Annotated in this window: 17 protein-coding genes; 14 read left to right on the forward strand and 3 right to left on the reverse strand. The window is 40.2% G+C overall.

The features are described 5' to 3' along the window. The first annotated feature begins 92 nt into the window (after window positions 1-92). The 7 genes from GZH31_RS07470 to GZH31_RS07500 all read left to right on the forward strand — a co-directional run bounded on the left by GZH31_RS07470 (window position 93) and on the right by GZH31_RS07500 (window position 12,814). Entirely contained in the window at window positions 93-4,931 is a 4,839-nt protein-coding gene (locus GZH31_RS07470; RefSeq protein ID WP_036968686.1) for an NAD-glutamate dehydrogenase, read from the forward strand. A gap of 113 nt (window positions 4,932-5,044) precedes the next feature. Continuing rightward, entirely contained in the window at window positions 5,045-6,055 is a 1,011-nt protein-coding gene (pyrD, locus tag GZH31_RS07475; protein WP_036968683.1) for a quinone-dependent dihydroorotate dehydrogenase, read from the forward strand. A 127-nt stretch (window positions 6,056-6,182) separates the two neighbouring features. Further along, window positions 6,183-6,713, forward strand: a complete 531-nt coding sequence (locus GZH31_RS07480) for a cell division protein ZapC domain-containing protein (RefSeq protein WP_036968679.1) — start codon at window positions 6,183-6,185, stop codon at window positions 6,711-6,713. Window positions 6,714-6,791: 78 nt separating this feature from the next. Beyond that, window positions 6,792-8,909, forward strand: a complete 2,118-nt coding sequence (gene rlmKL / locus GZH31_RS07485; RefSeq protein ID WP_180311528.1) for a bifunctional 23S rRNA (guanine(2069)-N(7))-methyltransferase RlmK/23S rRNA (guanine(2445)-N(2))-methyltransferase RlmL — start codon at window positions 6,792-6,794, stop codon at window positions 8,907-8,909. Further along, window positions 8,902-9,129, forward strand: coding sequence for a glutaredoxin family protein (locus tag GZH31_RS07490; protein ID WP_036968675.1), 228 nt, complete (start codon window positions 8,902-8,904; stop codon window positions 9,127-9,129). The genes rlmKL and GZH31_RS07490 overlap by 8 nt, the downstream gene beginning before the upstream one ends. A gap of 20 nt (window positions 9,130-9,149) precedes the next feature. Next, window positions 9,150-11,060: an ABC transporter ATP-binding protein gene (locus tag GZH31_RS07495; protein ID WP_180311529.1), complete on the forward strand. Its 1,911-nt coding sequence runs from the start codon at window positions 9,150-9,152 to the stop codon at window positions 11,058-11,060. Between the two features lie 11 nt (window positions 11,061-11,071). Further along, window positions 11,072-12,814 (forward strand): DUF3466 family protein, encoded by a 1,743-nt coding sequence (locus tag GZH31_RS07500; RefSeq protein ID WP_180311530.1) that lies wholly within the window; start codon window positions 11,072-11,074, stop codon window positions 12,812-12,814. A 93-nt stretch (window positions 12,815-12,907) separates the two neighbouring features. Here the strand turns inward: GZH31_RS07500 and GZH31_RS07505 are convergent, their stop codons facing one another. Then, a complete protein-coding gene (locus GZH31_RS07505; RefSeq protein WP_065979876.1) occupies window positions 12,908-13,414 on the reverse strand; it encodes a DUF2062 domain-containing protein in 507 nt (168 codons plus the stop codon). A gap of 96 nt (window positions 13,415-13,510) precedes the next feature. Between GZH31_RS07505 and GZH31_RS07510 the strand changes: the two genes are divergently transcribed. From GZH31_RS07510 to tcdA, 7 genes are all read left to right on the forward strand, one after another. After that, window positions 13,511-15,658, forward strand: coding sequence for a DNA internalization-related competence protein ComEC/Rec2 (locus GZH31_RS07510; RefSeq protein WP_180311531.1), 2,148 nt, complete (start codon window positions 13,511-13,513; stop codon window positions 15,656-15,658). A gap of 65 nt (window positions 15,659-15,723) precedes the next feature. Next, a complete protein-coding gene (msbA, locus tag GZH31_RS07515) occupies window positions 15,724-17,466 on the forward strand; it encodes a lipid A export permease/ATP-binding protein MsbA (RefSeq protein WP_065979878.1) in 1,743 nt (580 codons plus the stop codon). Further along, window positions 17,466-18,446 carry a tetraacyldisaccharide 4'-kinase gene (gene lpxK / locus GZH31_RS07520; protein ID WP_074988257.1) on the forward strand — a complete coding sequence of 327 codons (981 nt, stop codon included), beginning with the start codon at window positions 17,466-17,468 and terminating at the stop codon, window positions 18,444-18,446. Before msbA ends, lpxK begins: the two co-directional genes overlap by 1 nt. Continuing rightward, a complete protein-coding gene (locus GZH31_RS07525; protein WP_036968654.1) occupies window positions 18,436-18,633 on the forward strand; it encodes a Trm112 family protein in 198 nt (65 codons plus the stop codon). Before lpxK ends, GZH31_RS07525 begins: the two co-directional genes overlap by 11 nt. Further along, window positions 18,621-19,388, forward strand: coding sequence for a 3-deoxy-manno-octulosonate cytidylyltransferase (gene kdsB / locus GZH31_RS07530; RefSeq protein WP_036968651.1), 768 nt, complete (start codon window positions 18,621-18,623; stop codon window positions 19,386-19,388). The genes GZH31_RS07525 and kdsB overlap by 13 nt, the downstream gene beginning before the upstream one ends. Continuing rightward, window positions 19,381-20,055 carry a TIGR01621 family pseudouridine synthase gene (locus GZH31_RS07535; RefSeq protein WP_065979880.1) on the forward strand — a complete coding sequence of 225 codons (675 nt, stop codon included), beginning with the start codon at window positions 19,381-19,383 and terminating at the stop codon, window positions 20,053-20,055. The genes kdsB and GZH31_RS07535 overlap by 8 nt, the downstream gene beginning before the upstream one ends. After that, window positions 20,056-20,853, forward strand: a complete 798-nt coding sequence (tcdA, locus tag GZH31_RS07540) for a tRNA cyclic N6-threonylcarbamoyladenosine(37) synthase TcdA (RefSeq protein WP_036968641.1) — start codon at window positions 20,056-20,058, stop codon at window positions 20,851-20,853. Between the two features lie 6 nt (window positions 20,854-20,859). Here tcdA and GZH31_RS07545 read toward each other — a convergent pair whose 3' ends face one another. Both GZH31_RS07545 and GZH31_RS07550 read right to left on the reverse strand, forming a co-directional pair. Beyond that, window positions 20,860-21,273, reverse strand: coding sequence for a SufE family protein (locus GZH31_RS07545; RefSeq protein WP_065979881.1), 414 nt, complete (start codon window positions 21,271-21,273; stop codon window positions 20,860-20,862). Window positions 21,274-21,286: 13 nt separating this feature from the next. Then, a complete protein-coding gene (locus GZH31_RS07550) occupies window positions 21,287-22,501 on the reverse strand; it encodes an aminotransferase class V-fold PLP-dependent enzyme (protein WP_180311532.1) in 1,215 nt (404 codons plus the stop codon). Window positions 22,502-22,595 lie beyond the last annotated feature (94 nt).

Genomic DNA, 22,595 nt, shown 5'->3' on the forward strand with positions numbered 1-22,595 from the left:
TAAAAGAGTTAGAATTTACCTGACTCCACGCTAATAAATGGCTGTACAAATATTCTACTAATCAATAAGTAGTATAGATTAAGGAACATACAATGACACGAAATGAAGGGCAAGCCTCGGTTATCTTAGATAATGTCTGTAAGCTGATCCAGAAAAAAGTTCACGCTGATAATGTGTTACTCGTTGAGAAATTCGCCAAAGCCTTGTACAGCAATATGTCTAAAGAGGATTTGGCACATCGCAACGATAGTGACTTATATGGCGCTGCACTAAGCCTATGGAACTCGCTAGAAAAAAATAATTCTGATGACGCGGTTGTCCGTGTCTTCAATCCTGAAGTAGCAAAAGATGGCTGGCAGTCATCGCACACAATTGTAGAAATTATCGCTAAAGATATGCCTTTCTTAGTTGATTCTGTGCGCATGGCCATGACCCGCGAAAACATCGCTTCTCACTTGCTACTTCACTCTCCGCTTAAAATTCAACGTGATAAAAACGCAAAAATCACGGGTATTTCTAGCTTAAAAGCAGAGCAAGAATCAACGTCTACAAAAACGGTATTCTTTATCGAAATTGATCGTCAAACAGACGCAAAAGTGATTGAATCGTTTAAGAAAGAGCTTGAATCTGTGCTTGTTGATGTTTCTGTTGCTGTAGAAGATTGGCAGCCAATTCGTGAAAAACTAATTGCTGTAACGAAAGACTTACCGAAGCGTCACCATAATAATAAAGAAAGTGAAGTTTCTGAAACGGTTGAGTTTTTAGACTGGTTAGCGAAAGATAATTTCACTCTAATGGGATACCGTGAATACGAGCTTTCGCCAGTTCAAGGCGACTATCAGTTAAAAGGTAAAAAAGGCACTAGCTTAGGTTTGATGAAAAACTCAGACGAAGAGCACAGCCGTCTTTTATCTGAGTTACCTGAAGTGGCGCGTCAAGAAGCGCGTAGCAATAACTTACTCATCTTAACAAAGACGAACTCAGTGTCTCGCGTTCATCGTCCTGCATACATCGATTATGTAGGCATTAAACGTTTCGATGACAAAGGTAACGTAGTTGGTGAAGACCGTTTCATCGGTTTATTCTCATCAAGTTTTTATAACAACAGCGCCGCTGATGTGCCTGTACTAAAAAGTAAAATCAACCGCATTATGGAAATGTGTGATTTTGCAAAAGGTACGCATGCATACAAAGCCGTGTTAAATATTTTAGAAACGTACCCGCGTGATGAGCTTGTACAAGCACGTGAAACCGAGCTGCTAGAAGTTGCAATGGGCGTGTTACAAGTACAAGAGCGTGATATGTGTCGCATTTTTGTTCGTAAAGACGCATACGGTCGTTTCTTCTCGTGTATGGTTTATGTACCACGCGAGCGTTACAACACCGCACTTCGCCGTGAAACACAAAGTATTTTAGCGAATGCATTTAATTCTGACGAAAAAGTCGAATTTACTACTTTCTTCTCTGAGTCGACATTAGCCCGTACACACTACACGGTGCGTGTGACTGACAATAATATTGAATATAACGTGAAAGACATCGAAAATAACCTAATTGAAGCGGCCCGTACTTGGGAAGATAGATTACAATCTGCATTACTTGAAAGTGCAGGTGAAGCACGCGGTAAAGAATTAAACCGTAAATATGCGCAAGCTTTTGCAAGTGCGTATAAAGATCAAGTTCTTCCAAGCGCTGCAGTTGTTGATATTGAAAAGCTTGAGCTTCTTAGCGACGAAAACAAATTAGAAATGTTGTTCTATCGTCCGCAAGAAGAAGCGAATACCAATGTTGTACGCTTAAGCTTGTTCCATAAGGATGAGCCTATTCATTTATCTGACGTCATGCCAATGTTAGAAAACTTTGGACTTCGCGTTGTAGGTGAAACGCCTTACTCAGTAAAAACAACTGATGGTAACGTTAATTGGATCATGGACTTCACCATGCTAATTGACAACAAGGGGATCGCTGACTTTGATAAAGTGTCAGCTCGATTCCGTGCTGCATTAACAAATGTCTGGAACAATCGTTTAGAAAACGACGGCTTCAACCGTTTAGTATTAATGGGTGGCTTAACAGGCCGTGAAGCATCAATTTTACGTGCTTACGCGAAATATATGCGTCAAATTGGTGTAACGTTCTCGCAAACTTACATTGAAAGTACTTTTGCTAATTACCCGCATATTGCATCGCAAATCGTTAATTTATTTACTAAGAAGTTCTCTGTTAAGAACCCTGGTAGCGAAAAGACGCTAGAGAAACTGATTAGTCAAATTTACCTTGAGCTTGAAAACGTTGCTAACCTAGATGATGACCGTATCATTCGTTTATACGTTGATATGATTAACGCGACACTGAGAACTAACTTCTTCCAAAAAGAAGCTGATGGCCAATTTAAGTCATATGTATCGTTCAAAGTACAGCCTTCTATGATCCCTGAAATGCCACTACCGCTTCCAGCGTTCGAGATTTTCGTTTACTCGCCGCGTGTTGAAGGTGTGCATTTACGCGGTGGCAAAGTTGCGCGTGGTGGTCTGCGTTGGTCAGACCGTCGTGAAGATTTCCGTACTGAAGTATTGGGTCTTGTTAAAGCACAACAAGTTAAGAATACAGTTATTGTGCCAGTAGGCTCGAAAGGTGGTTTCGTTTGTAAGCAACTTCCAACAGACCGTGAAGCATTCTTTAAAGAAGGCCAAGAGTGCTACAAAATCTTTATCCGTGGTTTATTAGACATTACAGATAACATTGAGCGTGGCGAGATTGTTCCGCCTGTTGATGTTGTCCGTCATGATGAAGACGACCCATATCTTGTTGTTGCTGCCGATAAAGGTACTGCTACATTCTCTGATATCGCAAATGGCATTGCTAACGAGTATAACTTCTGGCTAGGTGATGCTTTCGCATCAGGTGGTTCAGTGGGTTATGACCATAAGAAAATGGGTATCACTGCAAAAGGTGCGTGGGAATCTGTTAAACGTCATTTCCGCGAAATGGATATCGACTGTCAAACAACTGATTTCACTGTGGTGGCCATAGGTGACATGGCGGGTGACGTATTTGGTAATGGTATGTTGCTTTCTAAGCACATTCGACTGCAAGTGGCGTTTAACCACATGCACATCTTTGTTGATCCTAACCCTGATGCAGCGACGTCATATCCAGAACGTGAGCGTTTATTCAATCTACCACGTTCTTCGTGGGAAGATTACAATAAAGATCTTATTTCACAAGGGGGTGGCGTTTTCTCTCGTGCCGCTAAATCAATTAGCTTAAGCCCTGAAATGAAGAAAATGCTTGGCACCAAGAAAGCGAGCATGACACCTAATGAGTTAATCAAAGCTGCCTTAATGATGGAGTTTGATTTACTGTGGAATGGTGGTATCGGTACTTACATTAAGAACTCTAAAGAAACAGATGCAGATGTGGGCGACCGCGCGAATGATGCATTACGTATTAATGGTGCTGAACTTGGTGCGAAAATCTTAGGTGAGGGTGGTAACTTAGGTGCGACGCAACTGGGTCGTATCGAATTTGCTGCCAAAGGTGGCCGTGTAAATACTGACTTTATTGATAACGTGGGCGGTGTTGCCTGTTCGGATAACGAAGTTAACATCAAAATCTTATTAAATGGTTTAGTGGCTGAAGGTGACTTAACACGTAAACAACGTGATGAGTTACTGTATTCAATGACCGATGAAGTGTCACAACTAGTCATTAAAGATTGTTACCGTCAAACGCATACACTGTCTATTACTCAGTCTAAAGGTACGTCAACACTTAAAGAAAAAGTACGCTTTATTCATGCACTTGAAAAAGATGGCAAGTTAAATCGTGCGATTGAGTTCATCCCAACAGATGAAGAATTAGCTGAGCGCGCAGCCGCAGGTAAAGACTTAACTCGTCCTGAGCTGTCTGTGCTTGTTTCATACGCGAAAATGGTTCTTAAAGAGTCTCTTGTTGTTGAAGAGATCACAGAAAACCCTTATTACCGTCAGTTGTTAGTTAATTCATTCCCAGTGCCACTTCGCGAGAAGTTTAACGACGCAATGGATAATCACCCACTTCGTAAAGAGATTATCGCAACTAAACTTGCCAATAATATCGTAAACGATATGGGCCTTAACTTCATGGTTCGTATGAATGAAGAAACCGGTGCAAACGAAGCTGAAATAGCACTGTGTTATTCAATCGCTAAAGAAGTGTTCCAGATGACAGATACGTGGTCATCAATTGTGGCGCTTGATAATAAGATACCAGCGGCAGTTCAGACAGAAATGCTGTATCAATTACGCCGTACTGTTCGTCGTGCAACACGTTGGTTCCTACGTCACCGTAATAAAGCACAAACGATTGAACAAGCAATTGAGTTCTTCTCACCCACATTCGCCGATTTAAGCGAGAACTTAAACAGCTACATGGTGGAGAAAGAAAGCGAACGCTTAGTTAAAGCAGCAGATAAATTGATTGATAACAATGTGCCAAAAGCACTGGCTACGCGCATTGTCTCACTTTCAAGCTTATTCTCTGTAATGGACTTAGCTGAAATTGCTAATAACTCAAATTGCAGTATCGACATGGTGTCTAACACTTACTTCAAGCTGGGTGCGCGTATGGGATTACATTGGTTCTTAGACCAAATTACCAATCAACCTGTTGCAAACCATTGGCAAGCACTTGCTCGTGCATCATACCGAGAAGAGCTTGACTGGCAACAACGCACATTGTCAGCGGTTGTGTTAAATAGCTTTGTTGGTGACAACAAAGATGTAGACGCACAAATTGACGAGTGGATGGATAATCAAGAGTTGTTATTACAACGTTGGAAACAGATGTTATCTGAGTTTAAGACATCGCAAAGCCATGATTTTGCGAAGTTCTCAGTGGCACTTCGTGAACTAATGTTGCTAAGCCACAACTGTGACACTTCCAAATAAATGAAAAGTCGTTAAAATACATACCCCAGCTCGCTGGGGTATTTTTTTGCCCTTAATTTGCAATGTAGCGTTTTAATAAAGCTACACTGTTTATTTTACCTAAGGAACAAACCATGTTTTATGATCTAGCTCGCCGTTTTATGTTTACCCGTGATGCGGAATGGGCTCATGAATTTGCACTTAATAATTTACGTCGATTTGCGCATACTCCACTGAGTGCAGCATGGTCACAAACAGTCCCTAATAAACCTGTTAATTTTCTTGGCTTAGAATTCAAAAATCCGGTGGGTCTTGCAGCTGGGCTAGATAAAAATGCCGAGTGTATTGATGCTTTTTCACAAATGGGATTTGGTTTTGTTGAAGTCGGTACAGTGACACCTCGTCCACAAGCCGGTAATGACAAACCACGTATTTTCCGCTTACCTCAATCAAATGCGATCATTAATCGTATGGGCTTTAATAATAAAGGAGTCGATAACCTTGTTAATAATGTTAAAGCTGCAAAGTATGATGGCATTCTAGGTATCAATATTGGCAAAAATAAAGACACACCTAACGAGCAGGGTAAAGACGACTATATCCACTGTATGCGCAAAGTATTCGAACATGCATCGTACATTACGGTCAATATCTCTTCGCCAAATACGCCAGGATTGCGTGATTTACAGTACGGTGAAGCGCTGGATGATTTATTACAAAGCCTGAAAAATGAACAGTTGGATTTGGCTGCAAAACATAATAAGCACGTGCCAATGCTTGTCAAAATAGCGCCTGATCTTGATGCAGTACAGATTTCACAAGTCAGTGACTCATTGATCAATAATAAGATCGATGGTGTTATTGCGACAAACACCACACTTGAACGTGCAGCAGTTCAAGGACAACAGTATGCAGATGAAGCTGGGGGCTTATCGGGGCAACCTGTACGTGCTCGCTCAACCCACGTCGTTAGTGAGATAAAGCGTCTAACTGAGGGTAAGTTACCTATTATTGGTGTTGGTGGAATTGATGATGCAGAATCAGCAAAAGAGAAGTTTGCTGCCGGTGCAGACCTCGTTCAAGTTTATACGGGTTTCATTTATAAAGGCCCAGAATTGGTAAAAACGATCCTAAAAGGCTTATAAGGATCAGTTATCTAAGCAATTGATCATTAATAAAATGTTCTAAAAAATCATTTTATTAATGGTCTGCTTTAGTTATACTTATGTGCTAAGTATGCAGGAATTTTTATTTTTAGTAGAGGGAGGAGTCATGTTACAAGCATCAAAGCAATGGAAATGGCTTGCTTGTTCTAAAAATAATCGTCTTTTGGTTGACCTTGACCAAAATATGCAGCTGTGCACGCCTTACAAACTTCGTCAGCTCACTGATGCTGTCTTGTGTGAACCAAATTTTAGCCTCGAAGACGCTGATTTTTACCAACAAGTCTATCAATATCTTGAGACATTCTCGCTCTGGAGCCCTGCGCAACTTTGCCAAATTGCTTTGAACGCGACTGCGGTTAAATTTCATTTAAAACCAGTGCTTGCTAAAAGTTGGTTTTTTCATGAGTACCATGGCAGTGAACCAAGTGTTGAAGCGGTTGTTAAACTTTGCTCACACGCCCAAGAAGGTGAGTTTTTAATTGTTGATCATTGCAGCGATGCGTCTGTGTGTATTAACTTAAGTGAGCACTTTCAGTTAGATGAAAATCTATCGTTGCAGCAATTTGAAGCTATCAAAGTGCTAAACAATCGTATCTTTCCTGTTTATATCCAACAAAAACAGTTTAAATCTGCTTAATATCCCTTTAAATGATGGCGTTTTTGTTCGCTAAGCTATGCTATAATCCTGCGCAATTAGCATTTAAGGGTTTTTACTTTGCAATTTATCGCACTTACTTCTATCGGAATCGAAAATTTACTTGTTGAAGAGTTAACAGAGCTTGGCGCAAAAGTCTCAAAGCAAACTGTTGGTTCTGTCCGTTTTGAAGCTGACAGCTTATTAGCACAAAAAATTTGTTTATCGAGTCGGTTTGCGACGCGAATTCTAATGTTGATAGAAGAGAAAGAAGGCGTTAAAGACAAAGACAGCCTGTATAATTTTGCACGATTGCAGCCATGGCAAGAATGGTTTGGGCCAAAACAGACATTCGCTGTTGATTTTACGGGTACGAATGATTACTTAAAAAACACGCAGTTTTCTGGTTTAGTAATAAAAGATGCAATTGTTGATTATTTTGCTGACTTGTTCGAACAGCGTCCAAATGTTGATAAATACAATGCTAATGTGCGTGTTGTTGCACGATTAAACCGTCATGGTGTGGCGTTGTATATTGATTATTCTGGTCCTCGTTTGTCTGAACGTGGATATCGTCAAGATCAAGGCAAAGCCCCCATAAAAGAACACTTAGCAGCTGCACTTGTAAAACGCAGTGGCTGGCTTGAAAATGTTCAACAACCATTATTCGATCCATGTTGTGGCTCTGGTACTATTTTGATTGAAGCGGCTAGTATGGCACGAAACGAAGCACCTGGTTTATTCCGCGAAGGCTTTGCATTTGAGCGCTTACCTAGTTTTCGAATTCAAAAGTATAAAGAATTAAAAGCAGAATTAATGGCACAAATTACAGAGCCTAAATTGTGGTTAATTGGTCATGATATTGATGCCTCTGTTATTGCAAAAGCACAAGAAAATGCTGAGCGAGCAGACCTTGCAAGCGTGATCAAGTTCAAGCAAAGTGATGCTACAAAACTGACTAGTGTTGCTAAGTTGCCCGGTGTTGTGATTTCGAACTTACCTTATGGCGAGCGACTCGGCTCAATGGCTGAGCTGGTTAACTTGCATCGTAGTTTAGGCGTGGGCTTTAAAAAGCACTTTAATCATTGGAAGTTAGCTTTATTAGGCACAGATGAAAGCTTATTTAAATTATTGAAGTTAGTAAAACTCAAACGCTATAAGTTTAAAAATGGCCCATTAGATGTCGTGCTTAATCTCTATCAACTGGACGATAAACAAGTTGAATTAAGTAAAGAAGATAAACCTGCACTTAACTATGAAGGCTCAACAGCATTTGCTAATCGTTTAAAGAAAAACAAACAGAACCTAAAAAATTGGCTAAAACAAAACGAAGTAAGTTGCTATCGTGTTTACGATGCAGATATTCCTGAATACAACGTCGCTGTTGATGTATATGATAACGCCGCGGTTATTTTCGAATACGCCGCCCCGAAAGAAATTGATGACAGTACAGCGCAAAAACGTTTGCAAGATGTCATAAGTTTAACCGCTGAGCAATTAGATATAGCCACTGAAAATATTGCAGTAAAAGTTCGCAAAAAACAAAAAGGCGAAGAGCAATACACCAAAGTTTCAAAACAAAATCGCACCCAAGTGGTTGAAGAATTTGGCGCTAAGTTTAAAGTGAATTTGTTTGATTATTTAGATACGGGTTTATTCCTTGACCACCGCTTGGCTCGTCGCTACATTCAGCAAAATGCAAAAGATAAACGCTTTTTAAATTTATTCGCTTATACCGGTAGTGCATCTGTTCATGCTGCATTGGGTGGCGCAAAAGCGATTACCACGATTGATATGTCGAAAACCTATTTAAAATGGGCACAAGAAAACTTTGACCTGAATGGTATTAGTAATACTCGTTATCGTTTTGAACAAGCCGATTGTTTAAAGTGGTTAGAGTATGCGCAGGGCCAATATGATCTTATCTTTTTAGATCCGCCAACGTTTTCGAATTCAAAACGCATGAAAGATGCTTTTGATGTTCAACGCGACCATATTAAATTATTGACTTGGGTAAAGAAAATTCTAAGTCCAAATGGCACATTAATTTTCTCTAATAACAAACGCGGTTTCACAATTGATGAAGTGGGTCTGATGGGCTTAGGGTTAAAAGCAGAAAATATTTCAGCGAATACCTTATCTCCAGACTTTAAGCGTAATAAGCAAATTCATAATAGCTGGCTAATTACTCATGGCTAAGTTTACTTTGTATCACACAGATGGTTGTCATTTGTGTGAATTGGCCGATGAATTATTAGTGGCTGCCAAGGTAAATTTTGTAGCGCACGATATTATGGACGATGAACAGTTAATCAGTGCGTATCAAACGAGTATTCCAGTTGTTAAAAAAGAAAATGGTGAAACACTATATTGGCCATTTGATGAATTACAGTTAGCAAAATTTATTGCTGATAATTAAGAATAAGAGTAGTAGTCACGATGGATTTAATCAGAATTGCCAAAGCACAGCTTGCTTACGGTACACATCCTTTACTTGATGATGCTGATGCGGTTATTGAGTCAGGTGAACGAGTGTGTATTGTAGGGCGCAATGGTGCCGGTAAATCAACGTTATTAAAAGTGTTAGATGGGCAAGTTACCCTAGATGATGGTGAGATAAACCAGCTAGGTGGTATCCGCATTTCTCGTTTAGAGCAAGATCCACCAAAAGGTGCTCAAGGTACTGTATTTGACTACGTAGCCCAGGGCATGCCAGATATAGCTCAGCTATTAATTGATTATCATCAGGTCAGTAATCAAATGCAAACCGACTGCAATGACAAGTTGCTGAATAAACTTGAACGTTTATCAAATCAACTTGAAACAGTGGATGGATGGCGGTTTGATACGCGTATTCAACTGGTTTTGTCACGTTTAGAGCTCGCACCTGAAGCTAAATTAGAGTCATTATCTGGCGGGTGGCTTCGTAAAGTTGCCTTAGCGCGAGCCTTAGTAAGCGAACCCGATTTGTTATTGCTTGACGAGCCAACCAACCACTTGGATATGAACAGTGTTATTTGGCTTGAGCAATTTTTAAAAGAGTTTAAAGGTGGCATTGTTTTCATTTCACATGACCGTGCCTTTATACGTGCTGTTGCAACGCGGATTCTTGATTTAGACCGCGGTAAACTTGTCTCTTATCCTGGGGATTATGCCACCTACTTAGAGCAAAAAGCACATGATTTAAAAGTAGAAGAAGCGCAGAATGCCCTTTTTGATAAACGTTTAGCAGAAGAAGAAACGTGGATCCGTCAAGGGATCAAAGCCCGAAGAACACGTAATGAAGGACGTGTGCGTGCGTTAAAAGCGCTTCGTAAAGAACGTCAACAACGTGTTGAGCAAGTGGGTAAAACAGATTTCAATATAGAAACGTCAGAGCGCTCTGGTAAGTTAGTCTTTGAAGCGAAGCATATTGCCCACGCTTTTAAAGATAAAGTGATTGCTAAAGACTTCTCTACTCTTGTTATGCGTGGTGATCGTATTGGTCTTGTCGGTCCTAACGGTATCGGTAAAACAACATTATTAAAAATTCTATTTGGTGATTTACAACCTGATGCAGGTACCGTTAAGCAAGGTGTAAACCTTGAATTTGCTTATTTTGACCAATATCGCGAGAAATTGGATGAAGAAGCCACAGTGCAAGATAACGTAGCAGAAGGTAAACAAGAAGTGATGATGGGCGGTCGTTCACGTCATGTGTTGGGTTATTTGCAAGATTTCTTATTTCCGCCAGCTCGTGCACGCACGCCTGTTAAAGCACTGTCAGGTGGGGAGAAAAACCGTTTATTACTCGCGAAGTTATTTTTAAAGCCTTCAAATATTTTGGTTCTGGATGAACCGACCAATGATTTAGATATTGAAACACTCGAGCTATTGGAAGATATTATTAACCAATACCAAGGAACTGTTTTGATTGTAAGTCACGACCGTGAGTTCATTGATAATACATGTAACTCCGTGTGGGCCTTCGAGGGTGATGGTAAAATAAGTGATATTGTGGGTGGTTACAGCGATTATGAAGCCTACACCGCATATTTAGCCGAACAGCAAAAACAACAGCAACAACAAGTGAAACCAGAAAAGTCTGCTGGTGTGAGCAATGATAAAACACAAAAGAAGAGCAATAAACTCTCTTACAAATTAAAACTTGAATTAGAAGAATTACCCAGTAAAGTGGAACAACTTGAAAAAGCGCTCGATGCTCAGCAACTTGTGGTTAGTGATCCGGACTTTTTTAAGCAAGATGCAGCAATTACAACAGAAGCATTGAACCATTTAGCCCAGTTAGAGTCTGAGCTTGAAGCCGCATTTGAGCGCTGGGAAGAACTCGAAGATTTAAAGAATCAGTAGTAAGGATTAAAATGAAATATAAACTACTCGCTGCCAGTATTTTAGCCACCTTAAGTACCTCAGCGATGAGCGCGACCTATAAGCTAACAGAGCTTGGTGGCTTAGATGGCGCAAAACTGAATTATGTAACAGACGTTAGCGAAAATGGTCATGTTATTGGTTTAAGTAATGGTGTTTACAGATTACCAATTGATATTTCTTATATTGATTTTGATGACAATGCTATTAAGTCTGCTTACGAAAGCGAAAAAGACAGATTTGAACTAATTGATAAAGAAATTACGTTTACACTTGATGACATTGAAAATAACGATGCCGTAAATACCAATGCCGATGCGCATACGTTTATGATCCGTTTTTTAGCGAGTGATAGCCGTTCTGTGGATTCCGAGTATCAGAAATTAGCGAGTGCAATTGCCACTGTCTATAGCGCTGAGGGGTCAACTGAACAAGTTATTTTTGATGAACAATCATTGGATTATGATGGTTTAACACGCTCTACATCTAACTACTTAAGTGCGGTTGCTGAAGACGGTGTTATGGCGGGTTGGGGCAGTGCTCCTTACGAGAAAACATCTTTTACACAAGCTGATGAAGACGAAGCGGAGACACATTTCTTACGTGATTTTATTAGACGGGGAGTGGTGATTTCAGCTGATGGTGTAAAAGTGCCTCTTACGCCTGAGTTTGATGAATTTGGCGGTTTTAGTGCTGCTTATGATATTGTTAAAACAGAGCTTGGTTACGAAGTTGTTGGTACCGTGTCGACAGACATTGCAGAAGATCGCCAAGAAAATATCGACGACAGGTGTGATGGTGAAGACGAGCCTGTTTCAGATTGTGTTGAGAGTATTGAACGAAATAACAATAATGGAATATACAATAAACGTGCCGTTAAATGGACATTAGATAATAATTTCAACATCACGAATACTGAAATTTTGGGTATAGGTTTAACCCCCAAAGACGATGAAAAGTTCGCTTTTAAAAGTGGCGCTTATGCGATTAACAAAAATGGGTTAATTGCGGGTATGTCTGAAGTGCGATACAAAGACACAGATCGACGCACCACGATGCCGGTTATATTCGAAAACGGAGAAGTCAAAGAATTTATCAATCAGGACGATGATTGGCAATTAGGCCAAGTGCTGTCGATGAATGACAATGACATTATTGTTGGTTATGCTTCAAAGCGTATTGAGGGTAGAACAACAACTAAGTTTTATTATTATGACAAGCAAAATGACACTGTTGTATTCCCAAGCGACTACTTTGCAAGTTCAAACTCAATTGCTAATGACATAAACGATAATGGTATTATTGTCGGTGAAGGTGAAACCGATATTTTTAATTCGTCTACACGTCGCCGTGAAGGTTTTATGTACACCATTGGTGAAGATAAAATTGTTAACTTAAATGACTTATTACCGTGCTATGAAGCGGATGGTGAAACACGTTTTGGTTATAAAATAGCTGAAGCGAAAGCAATCAACAACAATAACGAAATTTTCGGTGTTGCGACTAAAACGGTTGAGAAAACAGATTCGTTTGGTAATGTAGTGCGTGATGTCGATGGCAACATCGAACACGAGAGTGTTACGGTAGCTGTAAAACTAACACCTATTAGTGGCAGTGTAGAGGAATGCCCGGCTGAAGAAGTTGAGCAATATGAACGCCAATCTGCAAGCTTTCCGTGGTTTGCGTTTTTACTGTTGCCATTTGCTGCAGTGCGCCGCGTGTTCAGTAAGAAATAATTAACTACGCGATAATTAACAGAAAAAACCCAGCTTTAAGCTGGGTTTTTTGTCTATACTGAAAGGTATGTTTTTTAGTATTTTGTTGTTGCTTTATTTATGACGGTGTAGCCACGCTTTTCGCACTGAGCGCTTCCAAAGCATATCAATGGCAAAATAGCCTACAAGTGATGCCGCTGAAGCACAAATTAATGAGCCGACTAAAAAAGCGGGTCCAATCGTAGTGAGGCTATCTATAAACCATTGCCAACTTGGCTCAAAGTGGAAATGTTGAGTGGGTTGAGCAAGGGCTATAGTCCCAACAATGTATGAACAATAAAAGATAGGGGGCATTGTCAACGGGTTAGTGATCCACACTGTTGCAACAGAAATAGGCAAGTTAACACGTAATGGAATTGCCAAGGCGGCAGCTAAAACCATTTGAAAAGGAACAGGGATGAAAGCAAAAAACAAACCTACCGCAAAAGCACCCCGAGCGGAGCGTCTATTTAAGTGCCATAAGTTGGCGTCATGTAATAAACGACCAAAAATTCTTAAATATTTATGATCTCTTACCTTGTTATGATCGGGTAAAAACCGTTGGATCGTTTTTTTAGCCATCTAAAGCAACCATTTACATCTATTTGGTTATGCAGTGGCTTTGTGTTGGGGTGTTTTATAACCGTTTACACACTGAACACTGCGGCGTTCTATATAATGAGTTTTGCTGTCATTTTAGCGAGTCTCTATTTTAAGCCTTTTTTGTCGGTATTGTCAGGGTTTATTTGTGGTATTTTTATCGTAATCTTTCATTATCTTATTTTTTACTCAGCCAGTTTATGCCAAATAGAAATAGACAAACCCATTGACGCTCATTTACAGATTATTTCAATTCACTCTGTTGCATCGCCTTATTATGCCAAAGTACGCTTGATTAATGTTCAAGGCTGCTCGCTGCCTCGGTTTATAGCCCCTTTAGCGATGCTAAGTATTACGACTGAAAAGCAACTAGATGTGGGAAGCTTGTTAACAAGCCAAATTAAATTAAAAGCATTTCGAACTGTTAAAAACTTTGACAGCTTTAATCGTGAGCGCTTTGCGTTCACAGAGCGAATTATTTATAAGGGCAGAACAGTTGGCAAAACACATCATTTAAGCAGTACAAGTAGCGCTGCGATCAGGTCACACTATCAATCTTATATCAGTGATATTACCGCGGGTACGAAACTACAATGGATGTACTATGCCTTATTAACAGGGGACAGAAGTAAAATTTCGTCAGTCGATAAAACTCATTTGCGCGAACTGGGGCTCAGTCATTTACTTGCGATATCGGGACTACATATTGGTCTGATATTTACGCTCGGTTTTTATACCTGCAAATGGGTGTTTATGTGTACTCAGATTGCTATTAAACAAAGCATGCAACTTAGTAAACTTTTTGTGGTGTTTGGGTTCTGTTGTGCATTTTTGTATGTTTACTTAAGCGATTTTGTTGTATCTGCAACCCGAGCGTTGGTGATGTTGGGTTGTTACTTAATAATTTACCTTTTAGCTAAAAATCCTCTGCAGTGGCGAAGTATCTTATTTGCTTTATCAGTGGTGTTGGTCATGAATCCATTTTCACTACTCAATCCTGGTTTTTATTTTAGTTTTACTGCTGTTGCCATTATTTTTTTAGTGATTAACCAGCCTCTAACTATAAAAAACGGTTTAATAAAGCACAGTGTTCAGCTGTTTATGATCCAAGGAGCGCTTTTTGTGGGGCTTTTACCTTTGTCGTTATATTTTTTCGACGGAGTCAGTGTCATTGGGCTTTTAGTTAATTTGATAGCTGTGCCATTGATTAGTTTAGTGGTTATGCCGCTCTTAGTAATGTATTCGCTGTTGTCTATGATTGTTGATACAAGTTACGTTTTTAAGCTGTTCGATGCTGTATTTTACAGCTCCTTTGAGTTTATTATTTCAACGCCTCATGATTGGCGTTGGATTGATGTGAGGATTAATGGTTTTAAATCATTGTTGTACTTGTATTGTACCTTGTTAATTGGGCTGTTTAGCCCATTTAAACGCTTTAGTATAATCCCGAGCTTTATTTTTATTATTGACTGGTTGCTGACACCAAAACCTTTATTTCAATTAGATTTATTTGACGTAGGGCATGGTCTAATGGCGATGATAAGCACCAATAATAAAGCCATTGTGTATGATTTAGGTCCGCAATACTTTGCGCGTTATGATTATGTAAATTCAGTACTCGTTGCAAATATTCGACAACAAAACTTAGAAGTTGTGGCGACTATTATAAGTCATCAAGATAATGATCACGCGGGAGGACTGACGAGTTGGAAACAAGCAGGTTACACTGCTACGTTTGAAAAGTTTCATCCCAGTGGAATCAAACTGCCATGTTTGTCTCAGCATTTTAAATTTGAAAACCTCAATATCACTTCGCTTACAGCCGACTCGAATCATGATAATAATAATGACCGCTCCTGTATTTTAAAAATAAGCAATCCCCAGCATAGCGTGTTATTGACTGGCGATATTTCTAAATTCATTGAACAGCAGTTAGTGAGTCAGGAAGTTGATTTAAATGCGACCATTCTTATCAGTCCCCATCATGGTAGCAATACATCTTCAAGTGGCCTATTTATCGATGCTGTAAATCCTGAGATTGTACTTCATTCATCTGCCTACCAAGGACAATGGTCGTTTCCTCATTCTGATGTCGTTAAGCGATACAATGACCGTGACATACCACAATACACCACAGCTGAGTATGGACACATAAGAATAAAATTTTACCCGCAGTCATACCGTTTAGAATTCGCCCGTGAGCAGGAAAGTTACTGGTTTGAATAAGATTGGCGTTTTGTTTTTACTGTCATAAGGCTACAATAGTCGAAGTCTATGAATAAGAGAGTGTTATGGATCAAACTACAACCCAAATCTATAAGCGATTAGTGAGTTATGTCGGTGATTACAAATTAATCGCGTTTTTTGCAATCGTGGGCATGATTGGTTATTCAGCAATGGACGCCTTGTTTATCAACTTAATGAAACCTTTCATTGATGAAGGGTTAAATGCCCGTAATTCGAAGGTGTTAACATATGCTCCATTTGTCGTTGTTGCACTGGTATTGGGACGTGGGATGTTCAACTACATGTCATCGTATTGTTTGAGTTATGTTGGCTCACAAGTCGTGCGTACATTACGCCAACAGTTATTTGAACATATTTTACATTTACCCGTTTCTTTTCATGATAAAAATTCGAATGGTGACTTAATATCAAAGATCACATTTGATACAGAACAAGTACAGCAAGCGATTACCAAAGCATTATTAATTGTGGTGAGAGAGGGCGCCTTTGTTGTTTTTTTATTGTTTAATATGTTTTATACCAGCTGGAAATTATCACTTATTTTCTTAGTGATTATTCCTCTCGTTGCAGTGATTGTTGCGTTTGTATCTAAACGTTTTCGAATGATTTCAAAAAAAATTCAATCAGCAATGGGTCAAGTTACCCGTACTTCAGAGCAAATGTTGTCAGGCCATAAAGTGATCCATGGTTTTGGTGGACAACAACAAGAAATCGCTCAGTTTTCTGCAATTAACAACCACAACCGCCAGCAACGCATTAAAATGGATGCGACGAAAGCTTTAAGCGTGTCGATTATACAAATATTAGCAGCCAGTGCGATGGCGGTTATTTTATGGGTTGTATCGATGCCGTCGATGATTGACACGATAAGCTCAGGTGATTTTGTGTTATTAATTTCATCTATGATGATGTTGTTAAGACCCTTAAAGCAACTCTCTAATGTGAACAGCGACCTTCAGCGAGGTATTTCGGCTGCACAAAGTATATTTTTAGTGCTTGATGAAGAAATCGAAAAAGACACAGGTACATATACAGTAGATAAGGTAACAGGCCGCATTGAAATTAAAAACGTGACATTCTGTTACCCTACTAAAGAAGAGCCTGTTCTTAAAAACTTAACACTCAGCATTGATGCCGGTGAAAGTATTGCATTGGTCGGGCGCTCAGGCTCGGGTAAATCTACAATCTCTAATTTATTACCTCGTTATTATGAATTAGAAGGTGAAAGCGAAATATTACTCGACGGTGTGTCACTTGCCGATTACAAGCTAACGGATCTTCGTAAACAGTTTGCATTGGTCTCTCAGCAAGTCGTGTTGTTTAGCGACACGATAGCGAACAATATTTGTTATGGGTTAGACAGAAGTTTGACTGAAGATGAATTAATTGCTGTTGCCAAGCAGGCCCATGTTTGGGAGTTTGTAAAAGACTTACCTGAGGGTTTAAATACCCTGGTCGGAGAAAATGGTGTGATGTTATCGGGTGGTCAACGTCAGCGTATTGCCATTGCGCGAGCCATCTTAAAAGATGCACCTATTTTGATTCTTGATGAAGCAACTTCAGCGCTTGATACCGAGTCAGAGAAACTGATCCAACAGGCACTTGATACTTTAATGAAAGAGAAGACATCAATCGTGATTGCGCATCGTTTATCAACGATTGAAAACAGTGATTGTATTTATGTTATCGATAATGGCCAAGTAATCGAAAAGGGCACTCATAACGAGCTGCTAGAAAAAAACGGTACTTACTCTGCGCTTTGTAAGATGCAATTTGGTGAACAATAGTGAGTATGATTGAACAAAGCTGGTACAAACAGCCCCGCTTTTTAACGGTGCTGCTTTTACCTTTGAGCTGTATCTTTTGGCTAATTTCAACCTTACGAGTTAGCCTTTATAAGCTCAAAATACTCAAGGCGTTTAAGGCCAATGTTCCTATCATTGTTGTTGGCAATATTAGTGTAGGTGGTAATGGTAAAACCCCCTTTGTTATTTGGCTCGCTGAGTACTTACAACAGCAGGGTTTAAAGGTCGCGGTAATCAGCCGTGGATATGGCGGTAAGTCTTCGAGTTATCCGCTGTTAGTCACACAAAAAACAACCCCAAGTGAAGCGGGTGATGAACCTGTACTTATTCAACGTCGGCTAGGATGCGTGGTGATGGTAGGACCCAATCGCCAAGCGAGTATTGAAAAGCTGCAACAAGAACACGCTATTGATATCATCATTTCAGATGATGGTATGCAGCATTATAAAATGGCGCGTGATATTGAGTGTTGTATTGTCGACAGTGAACGCCAGTTTGGCAATGGATTTTTGATGCCTGCAGGCCCGCTAAGAGAAACTAAAGCGCGTTTAAAGTCAGTTGATGTTGTGGTAGAGAATGGTGGGGCGACAAACTACCGCTATGACTTAGTACCCAGCCAATTTAGATCGGTTGCATCCTTTGAACGCGTATCAGATACGCTAAATACCGGGCACGCTATCAGTGCAATTGGTAATCCTTTACGCTTTGAGTTAAGCCTTAAGCAACAAGGCATAGACCTGCTTTCGACACACCATTTTCGAGACCATTATAACTATCAACCGACTGATTTTTCGGACTTTGAAAATGATGCCGTGTTCATGACTGAAAAAGACGCAGTAAAGTGCTTTAGTTTTGCTAAACCTAATTGGTATTATCTACCTGTTGATGCAAGGCCGACTGCCGCTGTTATTGAAAAATTACATTCATTATTAAAACAAAAAGGGATCCTTCATGGCCTTTGATACAAAATTACTTGAAATAATTGCTTGCCCAGTATGTAAAGGTAAGTTGCGCTTAGATAAAGAAAATCAAGAGCTTATAAGTACTGCTGCAAAATTAGCTTACCCAATAAAAGATGATATCCCTGTGCTTCTTGAAAACGAAGCGCGTGAATTAAGCCAAGAAGAGGTTGATAAGTGGAATTCGTAGTTGTCATTCCTGCACGCTATGCTTCTAGCCGCTTACCGGGTAAACCCTTAGCTGACATATGTGGTAAACCCATGATCCAGCATGTTTACAACAAAGCGGCTGCATCAGGTGCAAGTGCTGTGTATGTTGCCACCGATCATCAAGCGGTGTTTGATGTTGTAAAGGGCTTTACAGATAACGTATTAATGACACGTGAAGACCATCAATCGGGCACAGAACGACTTGCCGAAGTGGTTGAAAAGCTAAACCTTGCCAGTGACACGATTGTCGTCAATGTACAAGGTGATGAGCCATTATTGGCCAGTGAAAACGTCAGTCAGGTGGCAAAGTTACTGGCTGAATCTGATGCACCGATGGCAACGCTCAGTGCTAAAATAACTGACTCTGATGATATATTTAACCCGAATTGTGTCAAAGTTGTCAGTGATACTGAGCAAAACGCACTGTATTTTTCGCGGGCGCCTATTCCTTATCATCGCGATGCAATGATGAACGACGATAACAGCACGCTAAATCTGGCTGATTATGCGCGTCATATTGGTATCTATGCGTATCGTGCTGGCTTCATTCAGCAATATATCGCATTGCCTGAATCGCGTTTAGAACAACTTGAGTCACTTGAACAGTTACGTGTTTTATACCACGGCTACAGCATTAAAATTGCAGGAGCTGTGTGTGAACCTCAAGCTGGTGTTGATACACCCGACGATCTCACACGTGTAATAGCCGCTTTGAGCAACGAGTGCAATGACTGATGTTCACGCTGTTCATCTTCATGCTAGTGAAGATGACTTTTTTGTTTTTTACAAACCTGCAGGCGTCAGCTTTCACAGTGAAGACTGTGCAGGGTTTGTTGTACTTGCAGAGCAACGAGTGAATGAAAAGCTGTTTCCTGTTCACCGGCTAGACAAAGTAACGTCTGGGTTAATTATTTTAGCCAGAAACAAGCAGGCAGCAGCAGAATTTACATCGCTTTTCACTGCGCACCAAGTGAATAAATTTTACCTTGCTGTGAGTGATGAAAAACCTAAAAAAAAGCAAGGCTGGATCAAAGGCGATATGCAAAAAAGTCGCCGAGGTGCGTTTAAGTTGCTAAAAAGCCAAGAAAACCCAGCTATCACGCGCTTTTATTCAAAAAGTATTCGCCCCGGCCTGCGCGCATACTTATTAAAACCTTTTTCTGGCAAGACGCATCAATTAAGAGTGGCAATGAAAAGCATTGGTGCGCCTATATTGGGTGACGTTACTTATGCTGGTACGCCAGATGAACGTACTAATTTGCATGCATATGCCCTGCAATTTATGTATCAAGGTCAACTAAAAGAATATCGCTGTGCGCATACGACAGGCGCATATCTCAATGAAGTTTTTAACGCAGACGAATTCAAAGAGTGGCTGACTCCTTGGACGTTGGATTGGTAAATGAAAGAAACAACACAAGACATTCGCTTTGGTGGTATCAAGCGCTTATATGGCCATCAACAATTTGATTGGTTACAGCAAGCACATTTTTGTGTCATAGGTATTGGTGGCGTTGGAAGCTGGGCTGCTGAAGCATTAGCACGCACCGGGGTAGGTCAATTGACGTTGATTGACTTAGATGATATTTGCGCAACGAATGTTAATCGTCAAATACATGCTTTAACTGGCACGATAGGTGACGCTAAAGTAGACGCGATGAAAGCGCGTTGTGAATTAATTAATCCAGATATTAAAGTCAACGTCATTGATGACTTTATTACCCTAGATAATATTCGTGAGCACATTCAGGGCTTTGATTATGTAATTGATTGTATTGATGCAGTAAAAGAAAAAGCGGCACTGATAGCCCATTGTAAGCGAGTCAAGTTACCTGTTATTACAACCGGTGGTGCTGGGGGGCAAACGGATCCTAGCCAAATTAGTTTTGGTGATGTTGCTAAAACAACCCATGACCCATTGCTTGCAAAAGTCCGTTATATTCTCAGAAAACAGTACAACTTTAGTAGCAACCCTAAGCGAAAATTTAATGTTGATTGTGTTTATTCAACCGAACAATTAGTGTATCCAACGTCCGACGGTGAAGTGTGCCAAGCAAAACAAGGCGCAGATGGCTCGATGAACATGGATTGTAATAACGGTTTTGGTTCAGCAACCATGGTAACGGGTAGCTTTGGCTTTTTTGTAGCTGCCAAAGCAATTAGAAAATACCTAGATAAAAAACAGCGAAGTTTAAAATAACGCTTTTTAGCGCTTTTCCTGAGCCATGGTTTGAATTTTATCAACCATGGCTTTTATGCCGTTGCCGCGTGATGGGCTTAAATGGCTAATTAGACCAAGTCGTTCAAATTCGTTATAGGCATTAATTTGAGTTGCTTGCTCGGGTGTTAGACCATTGTATAAGGCCAAAATTAAGGCCAGTAACCCTTTAACAATACGTGTATCAGAATCACCCGCAAGCACTAGGCTGTTTTCGGAGTGGTCAAAATCAATATAAAGCCATACCTTACTTTCACAGCCTTTTACAAGCGCATCATCAACTTTTAAAACATCGGGCATGATCGGTAGCTTTTTACCTAACAGCATAATTTGACGATATTTTTGTTGCCAGCCATTTGCATTCTCGATGTCTTGAGTCACGGTGTGAAAAGGTGAATTCATAATATATCCAACATTAATCTAATAGTTCTATACAGTGCTTGAGTGCTTTAATAAAAGCATTAACATCGTCAAGCGAATTATACAGTGCGAAGCTCGCTCTTACAGTGCCAGGAATGCCTAATCTGCTCATAATTGGTTGGGTACAGTGATGGCCACTACGAACAGCTATGCCGTAACCATCCAGTAGCGTTGCTAAATCAAATGGATGCTCATCACGATAATTAAAACTGATATTGCCAATGTTATTTTCTTTATGCGAATAAATAGTAATCCCCGCAATGGTTGATAATTGTTTTATCGCATAATTGAAAATTGTATGCTCATGTTGACGCATTCCATTGAAATCAAGTGCTGTTAAATAATTGATTGCTTCGGCAAAGGCGATTACGCCTGCAATGTGTGGCGTACCCGCTTCAAATTTGCCTGGCGCATCACGAAATGTACTGTGTGTTAAGCTTACAGTCTCAATCATTTCGCCACCTGTTTGATAGACATCAAGCGTATTTAAGCGTGAGTAACGACCATAAAGCCCCCCCAATCCTGTTGGGCCCAGCATTTTATGTGCAGAGAAAACATAAAAATCACAATCGAGTTTATTTAAATCGGGTCTTAAATGCATCGCCGCCTGTGCGCCATCAATAACAGAAGTCGCATTAACTTCTTTGCACGCAGTGATAATTGGCTCTAAGTCAGTGATATTTCCTAATGTATTCGAAGCATGGGTTACAGCAACAACGCTCGGTTTATGCTCGCGAATAAATGCAGCACATTCATTACTATCCAAGACTAAATCAGCTGTAATGGGCAAAATAATGAGCTCTGCATTTACTTTTTTTGCAAGTTCTTGCCACGGAACGATATTAGCGTGATGCTCAATCGCTGAAATCGCTATTTTATCGCCTGATTTTAGGTGTGAAGTTAGGCCGTTTGCAATTAAGTTTAGTGATTCGGTTGCCCCTTTAGTCCAAACAATTTCGGTACGCTGTACATTGAAATACTCTGCGATTGCTGTTCGTGTATCTTCATAGCGACGTGTCGCATGCTCACTGAGAAAATGGCGACCGCGATGAACATTGGCATTTTCAGCACTGTAATAGCTTTCTAAGGCTTTGATAACTGATAGAGGCTTTTGCGAGGTAGCTGCTGAGTCTAAATACACTAATGGGTATTCATTTACTGTCTGTGTGAGTAAAGGAAAGTCGGCGCGTATAGTTTCGAAATCAAACATGGATAAGCCTAAACAACAAGAATGCGACGATTTTAATTACTTTGCACAAATAGACAAGTGGTGGGCAATAAAAAAGGCCGCTTAGCGGCCTTTT

This window comes from Pseudoalteromonas sp. JSTW (genome assembly GCF_013423925.1).
Lineage (GTDB): Bacteria > Pseudomonadota > Gammaproteobacteria > Enterobacterales > Alteromonadaceae > Pseudoalteromonas > Pseudoalteromonas lipolytica.

What these genes read in the sequence shown, in the direction of transcription:
- GZH31_RS07470 (WP_036968686.1), top strand. Translation starts at nt 93, where the DNA reads ATGACACGAAATGAAGGGCAAGCCTCGGTTATCTTAGATAATGTCTGT.
- pyrD (WP_036968683.1), top strand. Translation starts at nt 5,045, where the DNA reads ATGTTTTATGATCTAGCTCGCCGTTTTATGTTTACCCGTGATGCGGAA.
- GZH31_RS07480 (WP_036968679.1), top strand. Translation starts at nt 6,183, where the DNA reads ATGTTACAAGCATCAAAGCAATGGAAATGGCTTGCTTGTTCTAAAAAT.
- GZH31_RS07490 (WP_036968675.1), top strand. Translation starts at nt 8,902, where the DNA reads ATGGCTAAGTTTACTTTGTATCACACAGATGGTTGTCATTTGTGTGAA.
- GZH31_RS07495 (WP_180311529.1), top strand. Translation starts at nt 9,150, where the DNA reads ATGGATTTAATCAGAATTGCCAAAGCACAGCTTGCTTACGGTACACAT.
- GZH31_RS07500 (WP_180311530.1), top strand. Translation starts at nt 11,072, where the DNA reads ATGAAATATAAACTACTCGCTGCCAGTATTTTAGCCACCTTAAGTACC.
- GZH31_RS07505 (WP_065979876.1), bottom strand. Translation starts at nt 13,414, where the DNA reads ATGGCTAAAAAAACGATCCAACGGTTTTTACCCGATCATAACAAGGTA.
- GZH31_RS07510 (WP_180311531.1), top strand. Translation starts at nt 13,511, where the DNA reads ATGAGTTTTGCTGTCATTTTAGCGAGTCTCTATTTTAAGCCTTTTTTG.
- msbA (WP_065979878.1), top strand. Translation starts at nt 15,724, where the DNA reads ATGGATCAAACTACAACCCAAATCTATAAGCGATTAGTGAGTTATGTC.
- GZH31_RS07525 (WP_036968654.1), top strand. Translation starts at nt 18,436, where the DNA reads ATGGCCTTTGATACAAAATTACTTGAAATAATTGCTTGCCCAGTATGT.
- GZH31_RS07535 (WP_065979880.1), top strand. Translation starts at nt 19,381, where the DNA reads ATGACTGATGTTCACGCTGTTCATCTTCATGCTAGTGAAGATGACTTT.
- tcdA (WP_036968641.1), top strand. Translation starts at nt 20,056, where the DNA reads ATGAAAGAAACAACACAAGACATTCGCTTTGGTGGTATCAAGCGCTTA.
- GZH31_RS07545 (WP_065979881.1), bottom strand. Translation starts at nt 21,273, where the DNA reads ATGAATTCACCTTTTCACACCGTGACTCAAGACATCGAGAATGCAAAT.
- GZH31_RS07550 (WP_180311532.1), bottom strand. Translation starts at nt 22,501, where the DNA reads ATGTTTGATTTCGAAACTATACGCGCCGACTTTCCTTTACTCACACAG.